Here is a 17,613-nt window from a genome sequence, read left to right as displayed (position 1 = left end):
CCGCCGACCGCAACCCGAATACCCGCCGACCGGGAGCCGATGTCCCCGCGGGTGCCGGGCACGCCGAGGCCCGGTACCCCGAAGGGCACCGGGCCTGGCGACGCACCGTTCCTCCTACAACCCCGTCACAGCCCCGCCGCCTGCCGCAGCGCGTCCACGCGGTCCGTGCGCTCCCAGGTGAAGTCGGGAAGCTCGCGGCCGAAGTGACCGTACGCGGCGGTCTGCGCGTAGATCGGGCGGAGCAGGTCGAGGTCGCGGATGATGGCGGCCGGACGCAGGTCGAAGACCTCGTCGATCGCCTTCTCGATCTTCTCCGCGTCGATCTTGGCGGTGCCGAACGTCTCGACGAACAGGCCGACCGGCTCGGCCTTGCCGATGGCGTAGGCGACCTGGACCTCGCAGCGGGAGGCCAGGCCCGCGGCGACCACGTTCTTGGCGACCCAGCGCATGGCGTAGGCGGCCGAGCGGTCGACCTTCGACGGGTCCTTGCCGGAGAAGGCGCCGCCGCCGTGGCGGGCCATGCCGCCGTAGGTGTCGATGATGATCTTGCGGCCGGTCAGGCCGGCGTCGCCCATCGGGCCACCGATCTCGAAGCGGCCGGTGGGGTTGACCAGCAGGCGGTAGTTCTCGGTGTCGAGCTTGATGCCGTCGTCGAGGAGCGACTTCAGCTCCGGCTCGACGACGAACTCGCGGATGTCCGGGGCGAGCAGCGAGTCCAGGTCGATGTCGGACGCGTGCTGGGAGGAGACGACCACCGTGTCGAGGCGGACGGCCTTGTCGCCGTCGTACTCGATGGTGACCTGCGTCTTGCCGTCCGGGCGCAGGTAGGGGATCGTGCCGTTCTTGCGCACGTCGGACAGGCGCTTGGACAGACGGTGCGCCAGGAAGATCGGCAGCGGCATCAGCGTCGGGGTCTCGTCGGACGCGTAGCCGAACATCAGGCCCTGGTCACCGGCGCCCTGGCGGTCCAGCTCGTCCTCGTCGCCCTCCACCCGGTTCTCGTAGGCCGTGTCGACGCCCTGCGCGATGTCGGGAGACTGCGCGCCGATCGACACCGAGACACCGCAGGACGCGCCGTCGAAGCCCTTCTTGGAGGAGTCGTAGCCGATCTCCAGGACCTTGCCGCGGACCAGGGTCGCGATGTCCGCGTAGGCCTTGGTGGTGACCTCGCCGGCCACGTGCACCAGGCCGGTGGTGATCAGCGTTTCGACGGCGACCCGGGAGGACGGGTCCTCACGCAGAAGCGCGTCGAGAATGGTGTCGCTGATCTGGTCAGCGATCTTGTCGGGGTGACCTTCGGTCACGGACTCCGAGGTGAACAGGCGACGGGACACAACGCTCCCTGGGGTTGCAGCGGCTGCTGGCTGATCATTGGTGGACGGCGCGGGGAGCTGCACCCGGCGACGTCCTGGAACAGTTTATCGGTCGCACTCGGCCGCGGCCCCACCCGTCTCGTCCCTCGGAAACGCTGTGACCTGCGGCACGGGCATTCTGCCCAACGCAAGCGCCCTTGGCCAGGGGCGCCACGCTCGAATGTGCGGGGTTCGAGCGCGCGGCACGGCGACCCGGCGCGTTCAGCCGAGCCGTTCCGCCACGAGGTCCCAGACCGTCTCGGCCAGAGCCTCCTTCGGGCCGTGCGGGACGGGGGTCTCGCTGCCGTCGGCGCCGAGGACCACGGCCTCGTTCTCCTCGGCTCCGAAGGTCTTGCGCTCCCCCACCTCGTTCACCACGAGGAGGTCGCAGCCCTTGCGCTTCAGCTTCGCGCGGCCGTTGGCCAGGACGTCGTCCGTCTCGGCCGCGAAGCCGACGACGACCTGTCCGGGGCGGGCGCGGTCGGCGGAGATCTCCGCGAGGATGTCCGGATTGCGTACCAGGGTGATGGGCTCGGGTTCCCGGTCGTCCTTCTTCTTGATCTTCCCGGCGGCGTAGACCGCGGGCCGGAAGTCCGCGACCGCGGCGGCCATGACGACCGCGTCCGCGTCCGCCGCGGCCCGCAGCACCGCCTCGCGCAGGTCCACCGCCGTGCCCACCGGCACCACGTCCACACCGGCCGGGTCCGGCAGGGACGTGTTCGCCGCGACCAGCGTGACCCGGGCGCCCCGCGCGGCGGCGGTGCGGGCCAGGGCGTAGCCCTGTTTGCCCGAGGAGCGGTTGCCGAGGAAACGGACGGGGTCGAGGGGCTCGCGGGTGCCGCCGGCGCTGACGACGACGTGCCGGCCGGCGAGGTCCGGTGCGGCCGCGCCCCGGGCGAGGACCCGGCGGCAGGCCTCGAAGATCTCGGCCGGGTCGGGCAGCCGGCCCTTGCCGGTGTCGACGCCGGTGAGGCGGCCGACTGCCGGTTCGACGACGACCGTGCCACGGCGGCGCAGCGTCGCCACGTTCTCCTGGGTGGCCGGGTGCTCCCACATCTCCGTGTGCATGGCGGGGGCGAGGACGACGGGGCAGCGGGCGGTGAGCAGCGTGTTGGTCAGCAGGTCGTCGGCGAGGCCGTGGGCGGCCTTGGCGAGCAGGTCCGCCGTGGCCGGGGCGACCACGACCAGGTCCGCGTGCTGGCCGATGCGAACGTGCGGGACCTCGTGCACGTCGTCCCACACCTCGGTCGAGACCGGGTTGCCGGACAGCGCGGACCAGGTGGCGGCCCCGACGAACTGCAGCGCGGAGGCGGTGGGCACGACCCGGACGTCGTGTCCGGACTCCGTGAACCTGCGCAGCAGCTCACAGGCCTTGTAGGCGGCGATGCCGCCACTGACCCCCAGAACGACCTTGGGCTTGTCCACCGTCTCTCCCCGGGACCTCGAAGAACGTATGCACCCATCACACACCACAGGCCCGGCAGACACGCTGCCGGGCCTGTGGAAAAGCCAGCTGAAAGCCGAAAATACTACTGCGTGGGACCCTCGACGGCCTCGGACGTCAGCAGCCCCGCGTTGATCTCGCGCAGGGCGATCGAGAGCGGCTTCTCGTGGACGTGGGTGTCGACGAGGGGACCGACGTACTCGAGGAGACCCTCGCCGAGCTGCGAGTAGTACGCGTTGATCTGGCGGGCCCGCTTGGCCGCGTAGATCACGAGGCTGTACTTCGAGTCGGTGGCCTCGAGGAGCTCGTCGATCGGCGGGTTGATGATGCCCTCGGGCGCGGAGATGGAAGAGGACACGCTCTACCTTCCGATGGATGGGAAAGATTAAGTCGAGCCGATCAGCGACGATCAGCGATCACACGACGTCCATCAAGGCTAGCACCTCGCGCGCCACGTCCTCGACGGAGGTGTTGGTCAGCGTCGTGTGGAACTCCGGCTCGGCCGCCAGCTCGGTCTTCGCCGCGGCCAGCCGTCGTTCGATCACCTCGGGCGGCTCGGTGCCGCGGCCGGTGAGCCTGCGCACCAGCTCCTCCCAGGAGGGCGGAGCCAGGAACACCAGCTGGGCCTCCGGCATGGACTCGCGGACCTGCCGCGCGCCCTGCAGGTCGATCTCCAGCAGCACCGGCTCACCCGCCTCCAGCCGCTCCAGCACGGCCGCACGCGGCGTGCCGTAGCGGTTGCCGGCGAACTCGGCCCACTCCAGCAGCTCGCCGTTGGCGATCAGCTTGTCCATCTCCTCGTCGGTGACGAAGAAGTAGTGGACTCCGTGCTGCTCGCCGGGGCGGGGCTTGCGGGTCGTCGCCGACACCGAGAGCCAGACCTCGGGGTGTTCCTTGCGCATATGGGCGACGACCGTGCTCTTGCCGACCCCCGAGGGGCCGGAGAGCACGGTCAGCCGCGGACGTTCACTCATGCAGCGATTATTCCAGTTGAACCGGAGTGGTCCGGACTCAGTTGCCGGTGCTGCCGAATTCGCGCTCCAGGGAGGCGATCTGGTTGGAACCGAGGCCGCGCACGCGGCGGCTCTCGGAGATGCCCAGTCGCTCCATGATCTGCTTGGCGCGGACCTTGCCCACGCCCGGCAGGGACTCAAGGAGGGCGGAGACCTTCATCTTGCCGATGACGTCGTTCTCCTGGCCCTGCTTGATGACCTCGTGGAGGGAGGCGCCGGAGTGCTTGAGTCGATTCTTGACCTCGGCCCGCTCCCGGCGAGCCGCGGCGGCCTTTTCGAGCGCGGCTGCGCGCTGTTCAGGGGTAAGGGGCGGAAGAGCCACGCCTACGTCACCTCGGATGTCGAACTGTCGGATACGGACCGGTGAGGAACCTAGTCGCCCCACACCTGGGGAGCCACGAGCAACACGCTTGCCCGTTCTCCCCCACTGCCTCGAGGGCGTGGGAGGTGGCCCCACTCGACGGAGACTAGCGGTCAAGGCCGCCAGAGTCAGCGAGAACAGCGGAAAAGTCCTGGTCAGCCTTTGTCAGGACGGACATTTAGGACATACTGCCTCGGATTTGGGACTCTATCCAGACTCAGGCGGAGACCACGGCGTCCCGGATCTCCTGTGCGAACCGGTCCGCGGACGCGCGCAGCGCCCCGACGTCGGGGCCGTGCCGCAGCACACCCCGGCTGACGTTCGGCACCACGTTGCGCACCGCCGCCCCGAAGACCCGCGGCAGATCCGCCGGGGTGGCGCCCTGGGCACCGATGCCGGGGGCCAGCAGCGGACCGTTGATCGCCAGGTCGTACGAGGACAGGTCACCCAGTGTGGCACCGACCACGGCGCCGAAGGAACCGAGGGGCTCCTCCCCCGCGTTCTCCGCCGCCAGGTGCGCCAGCATCGTCGCCCCGACGCTGCGCCCGTCGGCCCGGACGGCGTGCTGGACCTCCCCGCCCTCGGGGTTGGAGGTCAGCGCCAGCACGAACAGCCCGGCGCCGTTGGCCCGCGCCAGCTCGACGGCCGGCCTCAGGGAGCCGTAGCCGAGGTACGGCGAGACGGTCAGGGCGTCCGAGAACAGCGGGGCGTCCTTGTGCAGGAACGACTCGGCGTACGCGGCCATGGTGGAGCCGATGTCGCCGCGCTTGGCGTCCATCACGACCAGCGCGCCGGCCGCCCGGGCCTCCTCGACCGCCTTCTCCAGGACGGCGAGGCCGCGGGAGCCGAAGCGCTCGAAGAAGGCGCTCTGCGGCTTCAGGACGGCGACCCGGTCGGCCATCGCCTCCACGACCGTGCGGCTGAACCGCTCCAGGCCCGTCACGTCGTCGTTCAGGCCCCAGTCGGCGAGCAGGGAGGCGTGCGGGTCGATGCCGACGCAGAGCGGACCGCGCTCGTCCATCGCGCGGCGCAGCCGCGCGCCGAAGGATTCAGTCACGTGTCGTCTTCCTCACGTCGGCGCCGACCGCGTCGGCGAGGGTGGCGTACGGGCTCCGGCGCAGGCGCGCGGCGAGGCCCTGGTGGATGGCGCGGCCCCAGAAAGGTCCCTGGTAGATGAAGGCGCTGTAGCCCTGGATCAGCGTGGCTCCGGCCAGGATGCGCTGCCAGGCGTCCTCGGCGGTCTCGATGCCGCCGACCCCGACGAGGGTGATCCGGTCGCCCACGCGCGCGTACAGGCGGCGCAGCACCTCCAAGGAGCGGGCCTTGAGCGGGGCGCCGGACAGGCCGCCCGCCTCCTGGACCAGGCCGGGTGCGGAGGCCAGTCCGAGTCCCTCGCGCGCGATGGTGGTGTTGGTGGCGATGATGCCGTCCAGGCCCAGTTCGACGGCCAGGTCGGCGACCGCGTCGACGTCCTCGTCGGCGAGGTCCGGGGCGATCTTGACCAGGAGCGGCACGCGGCGCGTGGTGACCACGCGGTCGGCGGCCTCGCGGACGGCGCTCAGCAGGGGGCGCAGCGCCTCCGTGGCCTGGAGGTTGCGCAGGCCGGGCGTGTTGGGCGACGACACGTTCACGACCAGGTAGTCGGCGTACGGCGCCAGCCGCTCGGCGGACTTCACGTAGTCGCCGACGGCCTCCTCCTCCGGGACCACCTTGGTCTTGCCGATGTTGACGCCCACGACGGTCCTGAAGACCGGCGTACGGGAGGCCAGGCGGGCGGCGACGGCGAGCGAGCCGTCGTTGTTGAAGCCCATGCGGTTGATCAGCGCCCGGTCCTCGACCAGGCGGAACAGCCGCTTCTTGGGGTTGCCCGGCTGCGGTTCCCCGGTGACCGTGCCGATCTCGACGTGGTCGAAGCCGAGCATGGCCATGCCGTCGATGGCGACGGCGTTCTTGTCGAAGCCGGCGGCGAGCCCGAAGGGGCCGTGCATCCGCAGGCCGAGGGCCTCGGTGCGCAGCTCCTCGTGGCGGGGGGCGAGGGCGGCGGCGAGGAAGGTGCGCAGTACCGGGATGCGGGCGGCGCGGCGGATCCAGCGGAAGGCGAGGTGGTGGGCCTGTTCCGGGTCCATGCGGGAGAAGAACAGCCTGAAGAAGATCTTGTACATGTGTCCTCGTGAAGCCTCGTGCAGAGCCCGTCGGGGCTCATGAAGAGGGGGACACCGTTTCCGGTGTCCCCCTCGGGGCTGCTAGTCGCGGGCCGCGGTCAGGAACGCGGCGTGTTCCTGGAGGGAGCGGACCCCCACGTCGCCGTGGTTGAGGGCGTCGATGCCCTGCACCGCCGCCGCGAGCGCCTGGACCGTCGTCAGGCACGGCACGGACCGCGCCACCGCCGCCGTACGGATGTCGTAGCCGTCGAGGCGGCCGCCGGTGCCGTACGGGGTGTTGACGATGAGGTCGACCTCGCCGTCGTGGATCAGCTGGACGATGGTCCTCTCGCCGTTCGGACCGGTGCCCTCGGACTGCTTGCGCACCACCGTGGCGTGGATGCCGTTGCGCTTGAGCACCTCGGCCGTGCCGGAGGTGGCGAGCAGCTCGAAGCCGTGGGCGACCAGCTCGCGGGCCGGGAAGATCATCGAGCGCTTGTCGCGGTTGGCGACCGAGATGAACGCCCGTCCCTTGGTGGGCAGCGGGCCGTAGGCGCCCGCCTGCGACTTGGCGTAGGCCGTGCCGAAGACGGAGTCGATGCCCATGACCTCGCCGGTGGAGCGCATCTCCGGGCCGAGCACCGTGTCGACGCCGCGGCCGTGGATGTCCCGGAAGCGGGACCACGGCATCACGGCCTCCTTGACGGAGATCGGCGCGTCCAGGGGCAGCTCGCCCCCGTCGCCGGTGGCCGGGAGCAGGCCCTCGGCGCGCAGCTCGGCGATGGTGTCGCCGAGCGAGATGCGGGCGGCGGCCTTGGCCAGCGGCACCGCGGTCGCCTTCGAGGTGAAGGGCACGGTGCGCGAGGCGCGCGGGTTGGCCTCCAGGACGTAGAGGATGTCGCCGGCCAGCGCGAACTGGATGTTGATCAGGCCGCGGACGCCGACGCCGGCCGCGATGGCCTCCGTGGAGGCGCGCAGCCGCTTGATGTCGAAGCCGCCGAGGGTGATCGGGGGCAGGGCGCACGCCGAGTCGCCGGAGTGGATGCCGGCCTCCTCGATGTGCTCCATGACGCCTCCGAGGTACAGCTCCTCGCCGTCGTAGAGCGCGTCGACGTCGATCTCGATGGCGTCGTCGAGGAACCGGTCGACCAGGACCGGCCGGGAGGGGCTGATCTCGGTGGACTCGGCGATGTACGACTCCAGGCGGGTCTCGTCGTAGACGATCTCCATGCCGCGTCCGCCGAGGACGTAGGAGGGGCGCACCAGGACCGGGTAGCCGATCTCGTCGGCGATGGCCTTGGCCTCGGCGAAGGTGGTGGCGGTGCCGTGCTTGGGGGCGGGCAGGCCCGCCTCCTTCAGGACTCGGCCGAAGGCGCCGCGGTCCTCGGCCGCGTGGATGGCCTCGGGCGAGGTGCCGACGATCGGCACGCCGTTGTCCTTCAGCGCCTGGGACAGGCCCAGCGGGGTCTGCCCGCCGAGCTGGACGACCACGCCCGCGACCGGGCCGGCCTGCTGCTCGGCGTGGACGACCTCCAGCACGTCCTCCAGGGTGAGCGGCTCGAAGTACAGCCGGTCGGAGGTGTCGTAGTCGGTGGAGACGGTCTCCGGGTTGCAGTTGACCATCACGGTCTCGTACCCGGCCTCGCTGAGCGCGAAGGAGGCGTGGACGCAGGAGTAGTCGAACTCGATGCCCTGGCCGATGCGGTTCGGGCCGGAGCCCAGGATGATCACCGCGGGCTTCTCGCGCGGCGCGACCTCGCTCTCCTCGTCGTAGGAGGAGTAGAAGTACGGCGTCTTCGCGGCGAACTCGGCGGCGCAGGTGTCGACCGTCTTGTAGACCGGGCGGACGCCGAGCGCGTGCCGCACCTCGCGGACGACGTCCTCGCGCAGGCCGCGGATCTCGCCGATCTGCTGGTCGGAGAAGCCGTGCCGCTTGGCCTCGGCGAGCAGGCCGGCGGTCAGCTCGGGCGCGGCGGCCAGCTCGTCGGCGATCTCCTTGATCAGGTAGAGCTGGTCGACGAACCAGGGGTCGATCTTCGTGTACTCGAAGACCTCCTCCGGCGTGGCGCCCGCGCGGATGGCCTGCATGACCGTGTTGATCCGGCCGTCGGTGGGGCGGACCGACTCCTCCAGCAGCGCCTGCTTGTCGCCGGTCTCGCCGACGAACGTGAACTGGCTGCCCTTCTTCTCCAGCGAGCGCATCGCCTTCTGGAAGGCCTCGGTGAAGTTGCGGCCGATGGCCATGGCCTCACCGACCGACTTCATGGTGGTGGTCAGCGTGGAGTCCGCCGACGGAAACTTCTCGAACGCGAAGCGAGGCGCCTTGACGACCACGTAGTCGAGCGTCGGCTCGAAGGAGGCCGGAGTCTCCTGCGTGATGTCGTTGGGGATCTCGTCCAGCGTGTAGCCGACGGCCAGCTTGGCCGCGATCTTCGCGATCGGGAAGCCGGTCGCCTTGGAGGCGAGCGCGGAGGACCGCGACACGCGCGGGTTCATCTCGATGACGATCACGCGGCCGTCGGCCGGGTTGACCGCGAACTGGATGTTGCAGCCGCCGGTGTCGACGCCGACCTCGCGGATGATCGCGATGCCGACGTCACGGAGCACCTGGTACTCGCGGTCGGTCAGCGTCATCGCGGGCGCCACGGTGATCGAGTCGCCGGTGTGGACGCCCATGGGGTCGAAGTTCTCGATGGAGCAGACGACCACGACGTTGTCGTTCTTGTCGCGCATCAGCTCCAGCTCGTACTCCTTCCAGCCGAGGATGGACTCCTCCAGGAGCACCTCGGTGGTCGGCGAGAGGGTCAGGCCCTGCCCGGCGATGCGGCGCAGCTCCTCCTCGTCGTGCGCGAAGCCGGAGCCGGCGCCGCCCATGGTGAAGGACGGGCGGACGACGACCGGGTAGCCGCCCAGCTCCTCGACGCCCCTGAGGACGTCGTCCATGGAGTGGCAGATGTAGGACCGGGCGGACTCGCCGTGCCCGATCTTCTTGCGGACCTCCTCCACGACCTCCTTGAAGAGGTCGCGGTCCTCGCCCTTGTGGATCGCCTGGACGTTGGCGCCGATCAGCTCGACGCCGTACTTCTCCAGGACGCCGTTCTCGTGCAGCGAGATGGCGGTGTTCAGCGCCGTCTGGCCGCCCAGGGTGGGCAGCAGGGCGTCGGGCTGCTCCTTGGCGATGATCTTCTCGACGAACTCGGGGGTGATCGGCTCGACGTAGGTCGCGTCGGCGATCTCCGGGTCGGTCATGATCGTCGCCGGGTTGGAGTTGACCAGGATGACGCGCAGGCCCTCGGCCTTGAGCACGCGGCACGCCTGGGTGCCGGAGTAGTCGAACTCGGCGGCCTGGCCGATGACGATCGGGCCGGAGCCGATGACCAGGACGGACTGGATATCGGTGCGCTTAGGCACGCTGGCCCTCCATCAGGGAAACGAAGCGGTCGAACAGGTATGCGGCGTCGTGCGGGCCCGCTGCCGCTTCGGGGTGGTACTGGACGCTGAAGGCCGGCCTGTCGAGGAGCTGGAGCCCCTCCACCACGTTGTCGTTGAGGCAGACGTGGGAGACCTCGGCGCGGCCGTAGGGGGTGTCGGAGACCTTGTCGAGCGGGGCGTCGACGGCGAATCCGTGGTTGTGCGCGGTGACCTCGACCTTGCCGGTCGTACGGTCCTGCACCGGCTGGTTGATGCCGCGGTGGCCGTACTTCAGCTTGAAGGTGCCGAAGCCGAGGGCGCGGCCCAGGATCTGGTTGCCGAAGCAGATGCCGAACAGCGGGGTGCCGCGTTCCAGGACGCCCTGCATGACGGAGACGGGGTGGTCGGCGGTGGACGGGTCACCGGGGCCGTTGGAGAAGAACACGCCGTCCGGGTTGACCGCGTAGACGTCCTCGACGGTCGCCGTGGCGGGCAGCACGTGCACCTCGATGCCGCGCTCGGCCATGCGGTGCGGGGTCATGCCCTTGATGCCGAGGTCGACGGCGGCGACGGTGAACTTCTTCTCGCCGATCGCGGGGACGACGTACGGCTCGGTGGTGGCGACCTCGGCGGCGAGGTCGGCGCCGGACATCTCGGGGGCCTGGCGGACCTCGGCGAGCATGGTGCCCTCGTCGGGCAGCGCGTTGCCGGAGAAGATGCCGACCCGCATGGCGCCCCGCTCGCGCAGGTGCCGGGTGAGGGCGCGGGTGTCGATGCCGGAGATGCCGACGACGCCCTGGGCGGCCAGCTCCTCGTCCAGCGTGCGCGTCGAGCGCCAGCTGGAGGGCACGCGCGCGGGGTCGCGCACGACGTAGCCGGAGACCCAGATCTTCTTCGACTCCATGTCCTCGTCGTTGACGCCGGTGTTGCCGACGTGCGGGGCGGTCATCACGACGACCTGGCGGTGGTACGACGGGTCGGTGAGGGTCTCCTGGTAACCGGTCATGCCGGTGGAGAACACGGCTTCGCCGAAGGTGGCCCCCACGGCCCCGTAGGCACGGCCGCGGAAGACCCTGCCGTCCTCCAGGACGAGTACGGCGGGAGTTCTGGCAGCTCCCCTGGTGGAGGTCGTCATCGTGCGCCTTCCGTTTCCGTCTTGTTGATCAGTTCGTTCAGGGTGTCGACCCACTCGGTGTGCTCGGCCGCGCGGTCGGACCGGAAGCCGGAGTCGATCAGCTTGTCGCCGTGCTCCCAGGTCACCACCAGCAGTCCGCCCTCGGTGAGGACCTTGCCGGCGATACCCTTGTCGAGCCGGGCGCCGCGCAGCGCGGCGGTGGGGACGAAGAAGTCGGTCGCGCCGGGGCGTACGACGTCGACTCCCGCGTCCGTCAGGGTGACCTCGGCCCGGCTGCGGGTGCCCAGGCCGTGCGCCACGATGCGGTCCAGCCACTGCCCGGCGGTGGTGGAGCCGTGGTAGCGGCCGCTCATGCTCAGTTTCACCGGGCCGGGGGCGTCCGGCGCGCTGGGCAGCTCGGGCAGGTCGCTCTGGAGGGTGCTGCGCCACTTCCAGCCCTCGCGCATCAGCCAGTACACGAGCGCGACGAACAGGCCTAGGCCGACGACCCAGCCGATGCGGGCGGCCCAGTCGGTCACTTGCGCCGATTCCTTCTCGGCGGCCAGCAGGATTACAGGTGTCACGTGAGCTTCCCGTCGACGAGCGTGGCCTTGCCCCGCAGCCACGTGTGCGTCACACGGCCCGGCAGCTCACGCCCTTCGTAGGGGGTGTTGCGGCTGCGCGAGGCGAAGCCCGCGGGGTCCACCGGGCCACGGTATGCCGTGTCGACGAGGGTGAGGTTGGCGGGCTCACCTGCCGAGACGGGACGGCCCTGGCCGGCGGCCTGTCCGATCTGCGCGGGCTTGACGGACATCCGGTCGGCGACGCCGGCCCAGTCCAGCAGGCCCGTGTCCACCATGGTCTCCTGGACCACCGACAGCGCGGTCTCCAGGCCGACCATGCCCATGGCGGCGGCGGCCCACTCGCAGTCCTTGTCCTCGTGCGGGTGCGGGGCGTGGTCGGTGGCGACGATGTCGATCGTGCCGTCGGCGAGCGCCTCGCGCAGCGCCATGACGTCCCGCTCGGTGCGCAGCGGCGGGTTGACCTTGTAGACCGGGTTGTACGTGCGCACCAGCTCGTCGGTGAGCAGCAGGTGGTGAGGGGTGACCTCGGCGGTGACCTGGATGCCGCGGGACTTCGCCCAGCGGACGATCTCCACCGACCCGGCGGTCGAGAGGTGGCAGATGTGGACGCGGGAGCCGACGTGCTCGGCGAGCAGCACGTCCCGGGCGATGACCGACTCCTCGGCGACGGCCGGCCAGCCCCCGAGCCCCAGCTCGGCGGAGACGACGCCCTCGTTCATCTGGGCGCCCTCGGTCAGCCGCGGCTCCTGGGCGTGCTGGGCGATGACGCCGCCGAAGGCCTTCACGTACTCCAGGGCGCGGCGCATGATCACGGCGTCGTGCACGCACTTGCCGTCGTCGGAGAAGACGGTGACGCCGGCCGCGGAGTCGTGCATGGCGCCCAGCTCGGCGAGCTTGCTGCCCTCCAGGCCCACGGTGACGGCGCCGATCGGCTGCACGTCGCAGTAGCCGGACTCCTTGCCCAGCCGCCACACCTGCTCGACCACGCCGGCGGTGTCGGCGACCGGGAAGGTGTTGGCCATGGCGAACACGGTGGTGTAGCCGCCGGTGGCCGCCGCGCGGGTGCCGGTCAGCACGGTCTCGGAGTCCTCGCGGCCGGGCTCGCGCAGGTGGGTGTGCAGGTCGACCAGGCCGGGCAGCAGCACCTTGCCGCCGGCCTCGACGACCTCGGCGCCGTCGGCGGACAGATCCTGGCCGACCGCCTCGATGACCGAGCCGTCGATCAGCACGTCCCGCGGCTCGCCGCCGAGCACCTTCGCACCACGGATCAGGGTCTTGCTCATCTGTCTTACTTCTCCTCGGTGGTACGGGGCCGGGTGACGGCGGGCTCGTTGCCGCCCAGCAGCAGGTAGAGGACGGCCATCCGGATGGAGACGCCGTTGGTGACCTGTTCGACGACGGTGCAGCGGCCGGAGTCGGCGACCTCGGCGGTGATCTCCATGCCGCGCACCATCGGGCCGGGGTGCATCACGATGGCGTGCTCGGGCATCCGCGCCATGCGGTCGCCGTCGAGGCCGTAGCGGCGCGAGTACTCGCGCTCGGTCGGGAAGAACGCGGCGTTCATCCGCTCGCGCTGCACGCGCAGCATCATCACCGCGTCGGACTTGGTGAGCGTCGAGTCCAGGTCGTACGACACCTCGCACGGCCAGGTCCCGACGCCGACCGGCAGCAGGGTGGGCGGGGCGACGAGGGTGACCTCGGCGCCGAGGGTGTGCAGCAGGTCGACGTTGGAGCGGGCGACCCGGCTGTGCAGGACGTCGCCGACGATGGTGATGCGCCAGCCGGCGAGGTCCCTGCCGAGACCGGCGTCCGGGCCGATCAGCCGGCGGCGCATGGTGAAGGCGTCGAGCAGGGCCTGGGTCGGGTGCTGGTGGGTGCCGTCGCCGGCGTTGATGACGTGGGCGTCGATCCAGCCGGAGGTGGCCAGGCGGTAGGGGGCGCCGGAGGCGCCGTGCCGGATCACCACGGCGTCGACGCCCATGGCCTCCAGCGTCTGGGCGGTGTCCTTCAGGGACTCGCCCTTGGAGACGCTCGACCCCTTCGCGGAGAAGTTGATGACGTCCGCGGACAGGCGCTTCTCGGCGGCCTCGAAGGAGATCCGGGTCCGCGTGGAGTCCTCGAAGAAGAGGTTGACGACGGTGCGGCCGCGCAGGGTCGGCAGCTTCTTGATCGGCCGGTCGGCGACCCGGGCCATCTCCTCGGCGGTGTCGAGGATCAGGACGGCGTCGTCGCGGGTGAGGTCGGCGGCCGAGATGAGATGACGCTGCATCTGTCAGGCTCCGTAAGGCAGTTCATTCAGGAGGATTCGGGCGTGCGAGGGCACGCGACGGCAGACGTGCGGCGGTGGGTACGCCCCCGTGGTGGGGTACGGCCGCCCGTGCCCTACTGCTGCGCGCCCGGGGCGGCCGGCTTGGCACCGAGCAGCACGGTGTCCCGGCCGTCCTCCTCGGCGAGCTGCACCTTGACCGTCTCCCGCAGCGACGTGGGGAGGTTCTTGCCGACGTAGTCGGCGCGGATGGGCAGTTCCCGGTGGCCGCGGTCGACCAGGACCGCCAGCTGCACCGCGCGGGGACGTCCGATGTCGTTCAGGGCGTCGAGGGCGGCGCGGATGGTGCGGCCGGAGAACAGGACGTCGTCGACGAGGACGACCAGGCGGCCGTCGATGCCGTCACCGGGGATCTCGGTGCGAGCGAGCGTGCGCGGCGGGTGCATGCGCAGGTCGTCGCGGTACATGGTGATGTCGAGCGAACCGACCGGAACCTTGCGCTCGGTGATCTGCTCCAGCTTGGCGGCGAGCCGCCGGGCGAGGAAGACGCCTCGGGTCGGAATGCCGAGGAGCACCACGTCGTCGGCGCCCTTGGCGCGCTCGACGATCTCGTGGGCGATGCGGGTCAGCACGCGCGCGATGTCGGGCCCTTCGAGAACGGGCCTCGCGTCGGACTGCGTGTCTTGCTTGTCCATACGAAACGGACCTCCTTCTCCGCCTCACGGGACGGACCTTAAAGGACGTCGGGATTGCGCCACCCACCGTAGCAGGTGCCGACGGCCGGCCGGCTCGCGCCCCCGTCACCCCATTGGCGCAGCCCTGTCACTCCTTTGGCCGAACCAGGTGCTGATAGCACGGAAGAGTCGGTGCGGACCATTCGGCTTGACGCAGAAGAGTAACGCTGCGTAACCTCACAGTGAGTTACCAACTGCGCGGCATGGAATTCGAGCCGGCCGCGTCGACACAGTGTCCGGGGAGCCATATGTCCAGCGAATACGCCAAACAGCTCGGGGCCAAGCTCCGTGCGATCCGCACCCAGCAGGGCCTTTCCCTCCACGGTGTCGAGGAGAAGTCCCAGGGACGCTGGAAGGCCGTGGTGGTCGGTTCGTACGAGCGCGGCGACCGTGCGGTGACCGTGCAGCGCCTCGCCGAGCTGGCGGATTTCTACGGCGTTCCCGTGCAGGAGCTCCTTCCGGGGACCACCCCCGGCGGCGCCGCCGAGCCGCCGCCGAAGCTGGTCCTGGACCTGGAGCGGCTCGCCACCGTGCCGGCCGAGAAGGCCGGCCCCCTGCAGCGCTACGCGGCCACGATCCAGTCGCAGCGCGGTGACTACAACGGCAAGGTGCTCTCGATCCGCCAGGACGACCTGCGCACCCTCGCCGTCATCTACGACCAGTCCCCCTCGGTCCTCACCGAGCAGCTGATCAGCTGGGGCGTGCTGGACGCGGACGCCCGCCGTGCGGTGGCGTCCCACGAAGAGGCCTGACCGTTCGGCACACATCAGCAGAAACGTGCCGTCGCCCTTGCGGAAGACGGAGACGACGCCGGAGGGCCCGCAGCGAGCGTGCTGCGGGCCCTCCGGCGTCTGTGTGTCTCGCGCCTGCGTGTCCCGGTGCCTCTCAGGCCTCGTCCCTGCGGAGCGAGGGCTTGAGGTCCTTCAGCCGGCCGAGCAGTCCGTTGACGAACGAGGGCGACTCGTCCGTGGAGAACTCCTTCGCCAGCTGCACCATCTCGTCGAGGACGACGGCGTCCGGGGTCCCGTCGACCCAGATCAGCTCATAGACGCCGAGGCGCAGGATGTTGCGGTCGACGACCGGCATGCGGTCGAGCGTCCAGCCGACCGAGTACTGGGCGATCAGCTCGTCGATCCGGGTCGCGTGCGCCGCGTATCCCTCGACCAGCTCCATCGTGTACTCGCTCACCGGCGGCTGCCGGGTGTCGGACCGGGAGTGCCGGATCCAGTCCGCGAGGACGGTCAGGACGTCGGCACCGCGCTGGTCGCCCTCGAAGAGGATCTGGAAGGCGCGCTTGCGGGCCGTGTTGCGGGCAGCCACGGTTAGCTGTTCACCCGGCCGAGGTAGTCGCTGGTGCGGGTGTCGACCTTGATCTTCTCACCGGTGGTGATGAAGAGCGGGACCTGGATCTGGTGGCCGGTCTCCAGGGTGGCCGGCTTGGTGCCGCCGGTGGAGCGGTCGCCCTGGACGCCCGGCTCGGTCTCCTGGATGGTCAGCTCGACGGCGGCGGGCAGCTCGACGAAGAGCACCTCGCCCTCGTGCTGGGCGACGGTGGCCGTGAAGCCCTCGACGAGGAAGTTGGCGGCGTCCGCGACCGTCTTGCGGTCGATGTGCAGCTGGTCGTAGGTCTCCATGTCCATGAAGACGAAGTAGTCGCCGTCCATGTAGGAGAACTGCATGTCACGCTTGTCGACGGTGGCCGTTTCGACCTTGACACCGGCGTTGAAGGTCTTGTCGACGACCTTGCCGGAGAGCACGTTCTTGAGCTTGGTGCGCACGAAGGCCGGGCCCTTGCCGGGCTTGACGTGCTGGAACTCGACGACGGACCAGAGCTGGCCGCCTTCGAGCTTGAGCACCATGCCGTTCTTGAGGTCGTTCGTGGAAGCCACGGTTGAGGAATCTCCTGGACTGGACTGACGTGGACGACCCCGGGGCAGGCGATGCGCACAGCGCGAAGGCTAGAGCGCGAGCAGCTCCTTGGTCGTGATGGTGAGTAGCTCGGGTCCGCCGTCCGCCTCGGGGCGTACGACGAGCGTGTCATCGATCCGGACACCACCCCGGCCCGGGAGGTGGACCCCCGGTTCGACGGTGACCGGCACGCAAGCGTCCAGTTTACCCATGGCCGACGGGGCCAGCTGAGGGTCCTCGTCGATTTCGAGTCCGACTCCATGACCGGTGAGCGCCGGAAGGTGCTCCGCGTACCCGGCGCTGTCCAGTACCTGCCGTGCGGCACGGTCCACCTCGCGGCAGGCCGCGCCGGGGGCGAGGGCCTCACGGCCGGCCCGCTGGGCGGCGAAGACGAGGTCGTACAGCTCGATCTGCCAGTCGGCCGGCGAGGTGCCGATGACGAAGGTCCGGCCGATCTCGCAGCGGTAGCCGCGGTAGGTCGCGCCGAGGCAGACGGTGAGGAAGTCGCCTTCTTCCACCCGCCGGTCGGTGGGGCGGTGGCCGGGCCGCCCGGCGTTCGGGCCGGTGCCGACCGAGGTCGGGAAGGCGGGGCCGTCGGCGCCGTGGTCGACCAGGCGGCGTTCGAGCTCCAGGGCCAGGTGCCGTTCGGTACGGCCGACCAGGATGGACTCCAGGAGTTCACCGAGGGCCTGGTCGGCGATCTCGGCGCCGATGCGCAGACAGGAGATCTCCTCCTCGTCCTTGACCACCCGGAGCTGTTCGACGGCGCGGTCGAGGTCGGTGAGCCGCAGGTCCGGGGCGACGGAGCGCAGTGCCCGGTGCCGGGCGACGGTCAGGTGGTGTTCCTCCACGGCGAGGGACTCGGTGCCTTCGCCCGCGGCCATGCCGGCGGCGGCGACGGCCGGGTCACCGATGGAACCGGGCAGGGCGCGCACGCGCAGGGCCTCGTCGGGGCGGCCCTGGGCAGGGCGGTCCTCGGGGGGCCCCGCGCACAGCAGCAGGTCCTGGTCGTCGCTCCTGCCGAGCAGCAGGACGGCGCCGTGCGGGGCGGCGCCCGCGAGATAGCGCACATTGGCGGGGCGGGAGACCAGCGCCGCCGCGCTGCCGCCCGCGGTGCAGCGTTCGCGTAGGCGGGTTCGGCGGGCCGCGTACACCTCTGACATGTGCCGAGCGTATGCGCTCCGCACGGGTCACGCCGTTCGGGAGAGGCCGAGTGGGCGGTGTGCGGGTTGTGCGGGTCCGGTCGCCCCTGGGGGTGCGGGGGCTGTCGCGTGGTGTCTGCGGG

General features: G+C 70.6%; 17 protein-coding genes. 1 reads left to right on the top strand and 16 read right to left on the bottom strand.

The genetic code is table 11. The features are described 5' to 3' along the window. Positions 1-125 precede the first annotated feature (125 nt). The 13 genes from metK to pyrR form a co-directional block, all read right to left on the bottom strand. Entirely contained in the window at positions 126-1,334 is a 1,209-nt protein-coding gene (gene metK / locus ACLGIH_RS28680; protein WP_416528177.1) for a methionine adenosyltransferase, read from the bottom strand. Between the two features lie 240 nt (positions 1,335-1,574). Continuing rightward, a complete protein-coding gene (gene coaBC / locus ACLGIH_RS28675; protein WP_416528176.1) occupies positions 1,575-2,777 on the bottom strand; it encodes a bifunctional phosphopantothenoylcysteine decarboxylase/phosphopantothenate--cysteine ligase CoaBC in 1,203 nt (400 codons plus the stop codon). 104 nt (positions 2,778-2,881) lie between these two features. After that, positions 2,882-3,154 carry a DNA-directed RNA polymerase subunit omega gene (rpoZ, locus tag ACLGIH_RS28670; RefSeq protein ID WP_416528175.1) on the bottom strand — a complete coding sequence of 91 codons (273 nt, stop codon included), beginning with the start codon at positions 3,152-3,154 and terminating at the stop codon, positions 2,882-2,884. Positions 3,155-3,212: 58 nt separating this feature from the next. Beyond that, a complete protein-coding gene (gene gmk, locus ACLGIH_RS28665; protein WP_416528174.1) occupies positions 3,213-3,770 on the bottom strand; it encodes a guanylate kinase in 558 nt (185 codons plus the stop codon). A gap of 37 nt (positions 3,771-3,807) precedes the next feature. Further along, on the bottom strand, positions 3,808-4,131 hold the full coding sequence (locus ACLGIH_RS28660; RefSeq protein WP_190206445.1) for an integration host factor: 324 nt from the start codon (positions 4,129-4,131) through the stop codon (positions 3,808-3,810). Positions 4,132-4,387: 256 nt separating this feature from the next. Next, positions 4,388-5,227 (bottom strand): orotidine-5'-phosphate decarboxylase, encoded by an 840-nt coding sequence (pyrF, locus tag ACLGIH_RS28655; protein ID WP_416528173.1) that lies wholly within the window; start codon positions 5,225-5,227, stop codon positions 4,388-4,390. Beyond that, positions 5,220-6,332, bottom strand: coding sequence for a quinone-dependent dihydroorotate dehydrogenase (locus ACLGIH_RS28650; RefSeq protein WP_416528172.1), 1,113 nt, complete (start codon positions 6,330-6,332; stop codon positions 5,220-5,222). Before ACLGIH_RS28650 ends, pyrF begins: the two co-directional genes overlap by 8 nt. A gap of 81 nt (positions 6,333-6,413) precedes the next feature. Next, on the bottom strand, positions 6,414-9,722 hold the full coding sequence (gene carB, locus ACLGIH_RS28645; protein WP_416528171.1) for a carbamoyl-phosphate synthase large subunit: 3,309 nt from the start codon (positions 9,720-9,722) through the stop codon (positions 6,414-6,416). Beyond that, entirely contained in the window at positions 9,715-10,857 is a 1,143-nt protein-coding gene (gene carA, locus ACLGIH_RS28640) for a glutamine-hydrolyzing carbamoyl-phosphate synthase small subunit (RefSeq protein WP_416528170.1), read from the bottom strand. The genes carB and carA overlap by 8 nt, the downstream gene beginning before the upstream one ends. Next, a complete protein-coding gene (locus tag ACLGIH_RS28635; protein WP_416528169.1) occupies positions 10,854-11,420 on the bottom strand; it encodes a PH-like domain-containing protein in 567 nt (188 codons plus the stop codon). The genes carA and ACLGIH_RS28635 overlap by 4 nt, the downstream gene beginning before the upstream one ends. Next, positions 11,417-12,703 carry a dihydroorotase gene (locus ACLGIH_RS28630; protein ID WP_416528168.1) on the bottom strand — a complete coding sequence of 429 codons (1,287 nt, stop codon included), beginning with the start codon at positions 12,701-12,703 and terminating at the stop codon, positions 11,417-11,419. The genes ACLGIH_RS28635 and ACLGIH_RS28630 overlap by 4 nt, the downstream gene beginning before the upstream one ends. Positions 12,704-12,708: 5 nt before the next feature. Next, positions 12,709-13,689, bottom strand: coding sequence for an aspartate carbamoyltransferase catalytic subunit (locus ACLGIH_RS28625; protein WP_416528167.1), 981 nt, complete (start codon positions 13,687-13,689; stop codon positions 12,709-12,711). Positions 13,690-13,802: 113 nt separating this feature from the next. After that, complete coding sequence (gene pyrR, locus ACLGIH_RS28620; protein ID WP_416528166.1) at positions 13,803-14,381, bottom strand: bifunctional pyr operon transcriptional regulator/uracil phosphoribosyltransferase PyrR; 579 nt, start codon at positions 14,379-14,381, stop codon at positions 13,803-13,805. Between the two features lie 287 nt (positions 14,382-14,668). Between pyrR and bldD the strand changes: the two genes are divergently transcribed. Then, a complete protein-coding gene (gene bldD, locus ACLGIH_RS28615; RefSeq protein WP_018570201.1) occupies positions 14,669-15,172 on the top strand; it encodes a transcriptional regulator BldD in 504 nt (167 codons plus the stop codon). Positions 15,173-15,305: 133 nt separating this feature from the next. On the opposite strand, the gene nusB is transcribed toward bldD, so the two are convergent. The 3 genes from nusB to ACLGIH_RS28600 form a co-directional block, all read right to left on the bottom strand. After that, positions 15,306-15,740: a transcription antitermination factor NusB gene (gene nusB / locus ACLGIH_RS28610; RefSeq protein ID WP_416528165.1), complete on the bottom strand. Its 435-nt coding sequence runs from the start codon at positions 15,738-15,740 to the stop codon at positions 15,306-15,308. A 2-nt stretch (positions 15,741-15,742) separates the two neighbouring features. Next, entirely contained in the window at positions 15,743-16,309 is a 567-nt protein-coding gene (efp, locus tag ACLGIH_RS28605; RefSeq protein ID WP_416528164.1) for an elongation factor P, read from the bottom strand. 69 nt (positions 16,310-16,378) lie between these two features. Next, positions 16,379-17,491: an aminopeptidase P family protein gene (locus ACLGIH_RS28600; protein WP_416528163.1), complete on the bottom strand. Its 1,113-nt coding sequence runs from the start codon at positions 17,489-17,491 to the stop codon at positions 16,379-16,381. Between the last annotated feature and the right edge of the window lie 122 nt (positions 17,492-17,613).

This window comes from Streptomyces hamibioticus, assembly GCF_047946815.1.
Lineage (GTDB): Bacteria > Actinomycetota > Actinomycetes > Streptomycetales > Streptomycetaceae > Streptomyces.
Note: the sequence above shows the minus strand (reverse complement) of the source record. Positions and strands in the feature narration are given on the sequence as shown.